Genomic DNA, 9637 nt, shown 5'->3' with positions numbered 1-9637 from the left:
GGTTGCGTTTCTTCAGCTCCCGCATCTCAGCCGACTCAGCGGCCGCCGGGCCAGCCCCGGAATCTTTACGCTCAGAGATGGCAATCCATCGCTTCAGCGTGGTGATCGAAAGCCCGAAATCCTTCGCAATCTGCGCCAGAGGCGCCTCACCCTTGCGGGCCACATCAATAACATCCTGGCGGAACTCCGCCCCATAAGGCGTGGGCATGGTCAACATCCTTCCACGAGCACAAGCTCGCTAGGTCAAGGAGTCAACAAAACCGGGGGCAGTCCCGTCCCTGCTGGCTAGGAGCACGGAAGGGCATGTCGGATCAAGGGCCCCAGGTGCCGCCCTGACTGCGGCGGGGAACGGCCCAGTGAAGAACAGAAGGATAAAGGCGAAGCAGGCTTGGCTGCAGGTCGCACAAAATTGTGGGGGAGCGGGCCACTACGATGCCCAGGAACGGGCTCGGCCTTCTGACACACCGAGAGCTTGGACCAAGCGCCGGGGATTGGGCCTACGGTCGTCCCGGCTCGAGAGACTCCGCGTTGCAGTTTGCAGTGATCGGGACCCGACGGGGTCAACGTTGCGCTAAGCCAGAAGTGGCAGGGTTCGATCTAAGAGCTTTTCCAAGACAACGTGGGAAATGAACGACCACACCTCATTCAAGCCCTGCCTGACGTGCGGCCTTACGTCAACTTAGGGTCTAACTCCATCTTGGAGCCGGCCCTAGCGGGGAAGGGGAAAGCCCTCGACCGGAGTCGGTCGAGGGCCTTCCTCACGTCCAGACTTGTGGAGGAGATGGAGGTCTACGGCTTGGAATTATGCGCCTGGATCCCGCTGTGGGGAGTCTCGGCGAGCAGGTGCTCGCCCTTCAGCACTTCGGGGTCTGCCGGAGCGACGGTGGCACGTCCGCCCCGGCTGCCGGTCTCGGGGAGTGTGAAGTAAACGACGAGGCAGAGGGCGACGATGGCGATCATGTATACCGCGACGAACATGGGCTGTCCGGCGCCGACGAACGCGGCGGCGATCAGTGGTGCGGTGCCGCCAAAGACGGCGATGACGATCTGGTGTGCGAAGCCGATTCCGGAGACCCGGACAGAGGCCGGGAACAGCTCGGCCTGGATTGTCGGGTAACTGACCGAATACGAAGTGACATACCTGACCCTTCACGTCGCCCGGATGGTCGAAGCCTTCCGGCTTCGCTGACATCCGCCGACCCAGGAGACGTTGTGAGGGTGGGGTGTGCTCCACACGCGGGAGCGTCCCGTTTTAGTTTATCCGTCGTTGGCATTTAGTTGACGTTTCCGGCGATGCTGATGGCAGAGGCATTCAGGCCGGCTTCCATCGTGTGGACCATCGTGCCCCTGCCTTTCCCTCCGGCGGCGTCCGGTGCCCTGGCCTAGTGCGCGGTGAATGCATTTCAAGCTGCTGCGCGCGGACGCAAAGGGCGTTAGCGGGGGAGGAGTCCCGCGAATTCATGGTTTTGGAAGACCAAGGGATCTTTGGCGTTCCCGGTGTTGAGGCCCAGGACCCTGGCCAGGACAAAGGCGTGGTCCCCGATGGGCGTGACGTTCTCGATTTGGCATTCCAAGGCCGCGACTGCGCCTGCGACCAGTGGGGCACCGTATGCTCCTTGGATCCAGAAGCTGTCATCGAAGCGGTCCGCGTCCTTTTTACCCAGCTTGCGGCAGAACTGCGCCTGTGTTGATGCAAGAGCGCTGATGCCCAGCACGGTGGCCTTGTTGAGTTGTGGCCAGCTGGAAGACTCGTGGCCGATGAAGAAGCCGACCAGGCACGGGTCCAGGGAGATAAAGACGAACGATCCGACGATCATTGCGGCACGGTCACCGGTGAGTTCAGACTGTCCGGCGACGACGGCGACGCTGGTGGGCACCATGGACATGGTGTCCCGCACGTGGGTGGGATCGAGAGTGCCGGGCCGTTCGGTAACGATAGTCATGGCTGCCTCCTTCGGTTACCGGTGTTGCTGGATGTAGTAGAGCTGCTCGGCGTCAATCCACACTTCGTATCCGTCGAGTTTGTCGATGAGGATGCGTGAGTCGACGCCTTCGGGTGCGAGCCACAGCATTCGGGAGTCGGGGGTGGCATCTTCGATGCGTGCGAATCTGACGTATGTGCCGTTTCGGCGGATTTCAACTGTTGCTGTTGTCGGGAGATGGAACCAGTCATCGAGCCGGTAGGACTGTGGCGGTTGGGGGGTGACGGTTCTGCGTTCGATCGGGAAGGACCCGGCCGCAGCATGGGCTGTTGGTGCGTTCATCACGGTTCCTCAGGTGGCGGCGGGCAGGGGTGGGGTCAGGTGCCACCGACCGCCGGGGAGCTGGCCGGTGGCACCTGAGAGGGGTTGGCGGGTCGAGCAGGCTTGCTGTGGTTCAGGCGACGGGTTGCGTGTCCGCGACCGGGACGGATGCCTGGTCCTTTTTAGCCGTGGTGAGGAGCCCCGCGGTGGATTCGGAGAGCCACCCAAGGCAGGCGCCGACGATCAAGGCCAGACAGGTGCCGGCCGCGTCGAAGGTGGCGCCAAAGTAGGCGGCGCATCCGGCAAACGCTCCGGGGATGAAGCAAAGGAGGCTCCAGCGGGCCTGGACGCACATGGCGAACGCTGCGACGGCGACGGAGATGCCGAGCGCGCCGGGGATGGGGAGGTTCGCCGCTCCCCAGACGATGATGGCGCCCCAGAGGACTCCGGAGAGGTTGGCAGGGATCGTTTTGAGGAGTGCGGCGCGTTTTCCGCCGGCTGCGAAGAAGCATGCCCAGGAGAGGAATCCGACCCAGGTTATAAGGCCCAAGGGTGTGCTGAATTGGGTCCAGAGCCCGGCGAGGACGCCGGCGGTGATTCCGATGATGACAAGGGGCTTCATGGGTAGTTCCTTAGGGTCAAAATGGCGTCATTGTCTTTTTGAAAAGGAAAGCTGAGGGAGTGTGAATGTGCAGGCTTCGCTGAAGTGCGCAGAACGCGGAGCGGGTGTCAGCTCTTTCGGGTGCGGGTGAATCTGGCGGTACGGCCCCGGCAAGGACGCCGGGGCCGTACTACGTGGGGAGTGTTTAGAGGTGGGTCAGGGCGAGGTCGGCGGGGTCCGCGTTGTCGGGAGTCGCGGGCGTGGGTTCCACCGGTGCGCGGTGGAACTCGCCGTTCTTCATCACTGCGGTGATCTTGTTGATGTCCTGCAGGATGGTGATGTCTTCGAGCGGGTTGCCGTCGACGAGGATCATGTCGGCGTAGAAACCGGGCAGGACCTTGCCGAGTTCGTTGGGCTTTTCGAAGAGTTCCCCGCCGAGGGCGGTGGCAGCGATGATGGCTTCCATTTCGGTGTAGCCGAAGAGCTTCACGAAGTGGTCCAGGTCCCGGGCGTAGGTTCCGCGGGGCGTCCAGGCGAAGCCGTAGTCTCCGCCGGGCAGCACGCGGATGCCGCGGCGGCGCATCTCCTGCATTGCCTTGACGGCGATGTCGAGTTCGCGGGCGTAGCCGGCCTGTTCGGCCGCCTCGTGGGAGTAGCCGAACGCTTCGGCGTCCTGGAGCGTTGCGACCAGCCAGTTGATGGCAGGGGCGACGAAGACGCGGTCCTTGGCGGCCTCGAGGAGGTCCATGCCTTCGTCATCAATGTAGGAGGCGTGGTAGATCATGTCGACGCCGGTTTTCAGGGAAATGAGCACAGAGTCGCGGCTGCGGGCGTGGGTGCAGACGCGCACGTGCCGGCGGTGCGCCTCGTCGACGGCGACCTGGAGTTCTTCTTCGGTGATGTAGGTGTCGGTGGCTGCCTTGGTGCCGGTGATTTCCTCACCGGAGATGCTGAGTTTGATCTGGTCCACGCCCAGTCCGATGGTTTCACGGACCACTTTGCGCATTTCCTCCACGCCGTCGGCGATCTGGGTGATGCCGGGCACGAGGTCCCCTGCGGTGGTCGCGATTTCCTGGCCGTTGGCCAGGTAGCGGGGGCCTGGGATCCGGCCGGCGTTGATGGCGTCGCGTACGACGACATCGAGCCGCTTCTTGGCGCTGGCCGCGCCGAAGCACATGGTGTACCCGTAGTCGATGTAGTACTTGGCTGACTCGACGGTGTGCAGCAGGTGTTCCTCGACGTTCATCGTTTCCAGGCTGTTGAGGTCGCCGTCGTTCCAGGTGAAGTGGGTGTGTGCGTCGCACAGTCCCGACATCAGGGTCTGGCCGCGGCCATCGATGACCCGGGAGCCCTCCCGGGGCAGGTTGCCCGTGCCCGGACGGACGTCGGTGATGCGCTCATCGACGACGAGCACTTCCCCTAGGAAGGGCTGGGCGCCGGTGCTGTCCAGGATGTTGACGTTGGTGAAGAGGGTTTTCGACATGACTTCGTTGTCCTTATCTTGAGCTGGAACGGTGGAGGTGTTCTTAGGGGGCTTTGCGGATCTGCATGGTGATGGTCTGCTGGCGGCGTGACTGACAGCCGGGGCTGGCGCTGCTGCAGGCACACGTCTTCTTCGTCTCCGGCTTGAGCGTGGAGCCGGTGAGGAAGTCCAGGACCGCGGCGGTGACGAAGTCCGGCGCCTCCGGCACCGTCCAGTGGCCGGTGCCCGGGGCGACCAGGAGTTCGGCCTGGCCCAGCTCCCCTGCGATGGCCTCGTTCGATTCCGGGGTGCTGACTTTGTCTTCGCTGCCGGTCAGCAGCAGCACCTTGGACTGGATCCTGGCCAGGTCCGGGTTGGTTGCTGAGGCCAGGGCTTCGCAGGCCTGCGCGTAGGCTTCCGGGTCCTGGCCCAGGAGCAGTTCACGCACGAAGGGGCGCACCAACGGGTTCCCGATCGCTGCATGATCGGCCGTGGCGGCGGTCGCGACGGTGTCGGCCACCGCGGCCATGCCCTTTTCGCGGACGAGGGCCGCCCGTGCCCGGGTGGCTTCCTTGGCCGCCTGGGCCTGTTCCCGGACCGCGCCCAGCAGGACGACTTCCCGGACCAGGTCAGGACGTGTTGAGGCCAGCTGCTGGACGATGAGGGTTCCCATCGAGTGGGCAACAAGGTGGGCGCGGCCTGTCGGGGTCTGGGATTCGATGACCAGGGCCAATTCAGCGGCCAGGGATTCCAGGCTAACTTCCCCCACCCGGGGCGAGCGGCCGTGTCCGGCGAAGTCGTAGCGGGTGACCCGGAACCGTTCGGCCAGTGAGGCGACGAGCGGTTCATAGAAGCTGGTGGTGCCGCCCAGTCCGTGGACCAGGACAACATCCTCGCCGGTGCCCGTGCTTTCGACGAAAAGGTGTTTCGTTCCGACGGCTGTCAGCCCTGCGGGGATGGTCGCGGTGCTCATCGGCCTTCTCCGATCCGGTTCCGCAGCGTGCCGAGCTTGCTGATGGTGATCTCGACGACGTCTCCGCTGGTCAGGAACCGCGGCGGAGTGAAGCCGATGCCGACGCCGACCGGGGTGCCGGTCGCGATGATGTCCCCAGGCTGGAGCGTGATGCCGGCGCTGATCGTTTCGATGATGGTGGGGATGTCGAAGATCAGGTCCGCTGTCGTGGCCTTCTGGCGGGTTTCACCGTTGACGGTGCAGAGCAGGTCCAGGGGGCCGTCGCCGACTTCATCGCGGGTTACGGCCCAGGGCCCCATGGGGCAGTGGGTGTCGAGGCTCTTGCCCAGGAACCACTGCTTGTGGTCTTTCTGCAGGTCACGGGCGGTAACGTCGTTGATGATCGTGTAACCCCAGACGTGGTCCAGCGCATCCGCCTTGCTAATGCCCCGGCCGCCCGCGCCGATGATGACACCGAGCTCGGCTTCGTAGTCCAGTTCGGAGGTGACGCCGGTGTGCGGGTCAACCTCCGCGCCGGTGCCGATGACCGTGGAGGGTGCCTTAGTGAACACCACCGGGTATTCCGGCTGGGGTGTGGCGCTTGCGGTTGCGTCGTAGCCGGAGTTGGCGAATTCCTTGGCGTGTTCGACGTAGTTGCGACCCACGCAGAAGATGTTGCGGCGGGGGAGCGGGATGGGGGCCAGCAGCTCGACGTCGGTCGCGGGGACTGCTTCTCCGGTTGAGGCGGCGAGCTGGGCAGCTGCGCTGTCCCAGTTGTCGATGAGTGAGAGCAGGTCCTGCCCGCCCGGCACTGCAGTCACCGTGGTGGCGTCGGTGTTGAGGACGCCGGTCTGCTGGGTGCCGTTGTGGCGAAACGTAACGAGTTTCAAAGTGATTCCCCTTCGAATCGATTATCGATAATGGATGAGCTGACTCTACATGACCGTGACTGGCATCACAAGCGATTATCGATAATTGCTTTTGGAGGAGGTGCGGGCCCTTCCGGGGGGGAGGAAGGGCCTATTCCTGGGGGAGGATGGAGTACTCGTGCTGGTGTTCGGTGACGAGCTTGGTGCAGAGGTCCGGTGTGCCGCTTTCGAAGGCTTCCAGGATCGGGACGTGGGCTTCGGCCGCTGCGTGCAGGTCGACGTGGCCGCGCACGACGGTGGCCATGGTGCGGGCCTCGACATACAGGGAATCCCAGATCTCCAGCATCAGCCGGTTCCCGGTCGCAACCACAACAGCCCGGTGGAAGTCGGTACTGTACTTGGCGATGCCGTGGGCGTCATTCGTCGCCGCGGCTTCGCGCATGCCGGCCAGGGCCTCCCGCAGCGGTGCCGGGTCGGCGTGCAGTGCCGGATATGCGGCGGCGGCGGCGGTTCCCTCGAGCGCGAGGCGGACGAAGTAGACTTCGGCGAGGTCATCCTGGGAGGCGGACCGGACGAAGGTTCCGCGGCGGGGGATGTTTTCGACCAGCCGTGTGGAGGACAGCTCCCGCAGGGCCTCGCGGACCGGCGCTTGGCTGACGCCGAATTCTTTGGCGAGCTGGAGCTCCACGAGGCGCATACCGGGAGGGTAGGTGCCGTCAACGACCCTGTCCACGATGGTGCGCTTGACCTTTTCCGAGAGGCTCTCGTTCTCAAATGCTGCTGATACCGCCATTTCCCCAGTCTTTCATGATGCTCTCGTGGCGCCCGTCCGTTCAGGCCGTTTCGGGGCATGTTCTGGATCTCGCGGTGCGGGCTTGGGGTCCCTGAAGGCCAGGCTGGGGACAATGGCCAGCGCTGCCAGGGCCGCGGCGAGGAGAAAGGCGCCGGCATATCCGGAACCGGGGCCGTTGGTACCGTTCAAGGCATTGAGGGCAGCAGCGGCGGCGGCGACGCCGACCGCCATGCCGATCTGCCGGGCCATGTTCACGATTGTCGAACCGTCGGCCAGCTCCGGACCGTGCAGTCCGGTGACGGTAGCCGTCTGCAGCGGGACGATGGTTGTGCCGAAACCCGCACCCGCAACCAGAATCGCGGCTGCCGTCAGCCACCCCGGCATTGCTTGGCCCGTCAGTGACAGTGCCCCCGCTCCGGCTGCCATGAGAGCCAACCCTGCAGCCAGCGGCGCGCGCGGGCCCGTGCGCCGGGTAAATCGGGTGGTGACCGGGGTGGCCAGCAGGATGCCGACGGCGTGCAGGGACCTCATGAGTCCGCTGTCCAGCGGGGACATCCCGCCGTGGCCCTGGAGATACAGCGGGAGCAGGAACAGCAGCGCCCCATAGGACAGGGCGGTCAGGAGGAAGGCGAGGTTGCTGCTCCAGATCTCCCGCTTGACGAGCAGCCGGACATTGAGCAGGGGATCTTCGCGGCGGAGCTGCCGCACGGCGAATCCGGCCAGGAGCAGCACTGCGGTGGCGATGGCGATCAGGGGCAGAGCGGCGGGGTATCCGTTTTCGGCTCCGGTAAGACCCAGCACCAAAAGCACAAGGCCTGCCGAGACAAGTACAAGGCCAACGCCGTCGAACCGGGCACCGGGGGTGGCCGGCCGTTGCGCCGGCAAACGCAGGCCGGTCAGAATGGCGGCGAGGGCGATGGGCACGTTAAGCCAGAAGACCCACCGCCAGCCGATGTCCTGCACAAACCACCCACCGATCAGCGGGCCCAGGACCGGGGCGAGGGCCGCCGGCACCGAAATGAGCGCGGAGGCCTTCGCCCGCTGGTCGGCGGGGAACGCGGCGAAAAGCATGGCCATGCCGATCGGGAGGATCAACCCTCCGCCGAGACCCTGTAGAGCCCGGAACGCGATGAGGACCGGCAGGGACCATGCCAAGGCAGTGAGGGCCGAGGCCATCCCGAAGATTCCCAGCGCGATCAGGAATGCCCGGCCCTGGCCCAGACTGCGGCTGATCCAGCCACTCATCGGCAGTGACACCGCGATCGCCAAAAGATAGGAGGTGATCACCCACTGGACCGGCCCAGGGCCGGCGTCGAACTCCTCCTGAAGGGTGGGCACCGCGATATTGACCACGGTGGTATCCAGCAGGTCCATGACGACAGCCAGGGTCACGGCCACGGCCGTCAGCCGGGAAATGCTTCTTTCAGGCATTAGCTTGGCGTTCCTTTCGGATCGGGATCCGCATTGTCGGACGTTGATCCGCCGCAGGCGTCCGATCGATGTGTGGTCAGTTATTCGGGATCGGATTTTGTGGTCTGCACAGTGCCGTGCGGGTGTTCCGGTGGTGAATAGATCGAGTAGAGCTTAGGGGGGACAGCGCCGACGGCTGTGACGTTGTGCCAGGTTCCGGCCGGAACAAAGATCGCATCGCCGTCCCGAGCGTCCCATTCATGGATCAGGTTCCCGGCTGCCGGACCCATCTGGACCTTGCCCTGTCCACTCTCCACCCGCAGGAACTGGTCCACGTCCTGGTGCACTTCCAGTCCGATGTCGTCCCCCGGGGCAATGGCCATGACGGTGACCTGCAGCCGGCCGCCCGTCCAGATTGTCCTTCGGTAGTCATCGTTGGCCTCCGTAGCACTCTCGATGTCCAGGACATAAGGCGCGGGACCATGGTCGGTGAGCGTGGGATCGATCTCTTCTTCAGTCACAAATCAATTATCCATTATCGATAATGTAGTATCTAGGTTGGTAAGGCTCATCTAAGGGAGGTAAGCAACAAATGACAGTGACAGCGGGGGAGTCCACCGTGAAGGATCCGGACTCCTCTTCCGGCGGCCCCCTGGTTGCCACGCCCTTGCGCGTCCGCGTCCGCGACCACATCGCGGCCAGGATCGTGGATGGGACCTACGTCCCGGGCCAGCGCCTGACAGAACTGGAGATAGCCCGGAGCCTGGGCACCAGCCAGACACCTGCGCGGGAGGCGCTGCGGGACCTTGCGGGCATGGGCTTTGTAGAGTCCGAACCCAATAAGGGCTGCCGCGTTCGGGAACTGGACAGCGAGGACCTGCGACAGGCCCACCCCGTCCGGGCCGCCCTCGAGGAAATCGCCGGACATTCCGCTGCACGTCATCTGAAGGGCAAGACAACGGACTTGGCCAGCGCGCTGGACGGAATGCGGGCCGCGCAGGAAAACGGCGATCTCATCGCGCTGTGCTTCCACAGCACACGCTTCCATCGCCACATCGTTGAAAGCGCCGGCAACGATGCACTCACCCGGGCCTGGAACGCCCTGGGAATCGAAATGCTCACCCTCGTAGGCGCTGCCCACAACCAGGTGGGCTTCCCCAACTCGGTGGAAGAACACGCCGCAATCATGGCAGCCCTCGAAGCGGGTCAAGCCGCCGCGGCGGCCCGCCTCTTGAAAAGCCATGCCTGCTCATACGTCACCAGGGATCCGGGTTCCACCGGCGCCCTGTGCACCACCCCGTAACTGA

The 9637-nt window shown here is 64.5% G+C and carries 12 protein-coding genes; 1 reads left to right on the top strand and 11 read right to left on the bottom strand.

The features are described from left to right. The 11 genes from C563_RS0119935 to C563_RS0119880 form a co-directional block, all read right to left on the bottom strand. On the bottom strand, positions 1 to 208 hold a 208-nt coding region (locus C563_RS0119935), incomplete at its 3' end, for a transposase (protein WP_018763843.1). 581 nt (positions 209 to 789) lie between these two features. Further along, positions 790 to 978: a hypothetical protein gene (locus C563_RS22700; RefSeq protein WP_018763842.1), complete on the bottom strand. Its 189-nt coding sequence runs from the start codon at positions 976 to 978 to the stop codon at positions 790 to 792. A 455-nt stretch (positions 979 to 1433) separates the two neighbouring features. After that, positions 1434 to 1943 (bottom strand): flavin reductase family protein, encoded by a 510-nt coding sequence (locus tag C563_RS21705; protein ID WP_018763840.1) that lies wholly within the window; start codon positions 1941 to 1943, stop codon positions 1434 to 1436. A 15-nt stretch (positions 1944 to 1958) separates the two neighbouring features. Further along, positions 1959 to 2264: a hypothetical protein gene (locus tag C563_RS0119915; RefSeq protein WP_018763839.1), complete on the bottom strand. Its 306-nt coding sequence runs from the start codon at positions 2262 to 2264 to the stop codon at positions 1959 to 1961. Between the two features lie 112 nt (positions 2265 to 2376). Continuing rightward, the gene (locus tag C563_RS0119910; RefSeq protein WP_018763838.1) at positions 2377 to 2865 is read right to left on the bottom strand and encodes a DUF1097 domain-containing protein; all 489 of its coding nucleotides are present in this window, start codon (positions 2863 to 2865) and stop codon (positions 2377 to 2379) included. Between the two features lie 184 nt (positions 2866 to 3049). After that, positions 3050 to 4327 carry a metal-dependent hydrolase family protein gene (locus tag C563_RS0119905; RefSeq protein ID WP_018763837.1) on the bottom strand — a complete coding sequence of 426 codons (1278 nt, stop codon included), beginning with the start codon at positions 4325 to 4327 and terminating at the stop codon, positions 3050 to 3052. Positions 4328 to 4370: 43 nt separating this feature from the next. Then, entirely contained in the window at positions 4371 to 5279 is a 909-nt protein-coding gene (locus tag C563_RS0119900) for an alpha/beta fold hydrolase (RefSeq protein ID WP_018763836.1), read from the bottom strand. Continuing rightward, positions 5276 to 6148, bottom strand: coding sequence for a fumarylacetoacetate hydrolase family protein (locus C563_RS0119895; RefSeq protein WP_018763835.1), 873 nt, complete (start codon positions 6146 to 6148; stop codon positions 5276 to 5278). Before C563_RS0119895 ends, C563_RS0119900 begins: the two co-directional genes overlap by 4 nt. A gap of 130 nt (positions 6149 to 6278) precedes the next feature. Continuing rightward, positions 6279 to 6920: a GntR family transcriptional regulator gene (locus tag C563_RS0119890; RefSeq protein WP_018763834.1), complete on the bottom strand. Its 642-nt coding sequence runs from the start codon at positions 6918 to 6920 to the stop codon at positions 6279 to 6281. A 12-nt stretch (positions 6921 to 6932) separates the two neighbouring features. Beyond that, on the bottom strand, positions 6933 to 8351 hold the full coding sequence (locus tag C563_RS0119885) for a DHA2 family efflux MFS transporter permease subunit (RefSeq protein WP_018763833.1): 1419 nt from the start codon (positions 8349 to 8351) through the stop codon (positions 6933 to 6935). 80 nt (positions 8352 to 8431) lie between these two features. After that, positions 8432 to 8851, bottom strand: coding sequence for a cupin domain-containing protein (locus C563_RS0119880; protein ID WP_018763832.1), 420 nt, complete (start codon positions 8849 to 8851; stop codon positions 8432 to 8434). Positions 8852 to 8922: 71 nt separating this feature from the next. On the opposite strand from C563_RS0119880, the gene C563_RS0119875 reads away from it, so the two are divergent. Further along, complete coding sequence (locus C563_RS0119875) at positions 8923 to 9633, top strand: GntR family transcriptional regulator (RefSeq protein WP_018763831.1); 711 nt, start codon at positions 8923 to 8925, stop codon at positions 9631 to 9633. Positions 9634 to 9637: the final 4 nt, after the last annotated feature.

Origin of the sequence: Arthrobacter sp. 135MFCol5.1, from assembly GCF_000374865.1 — a bacterium.
Taxonomy (GTDB): domain Bacteria; phylum Actinomycetota; class Actinomycetes; order Actinomycetales; family Micrococcaceae; genus Arthrobacter.
This window is presented reverse-complemented; position numbering and strand designations above follow the sequence as displayed.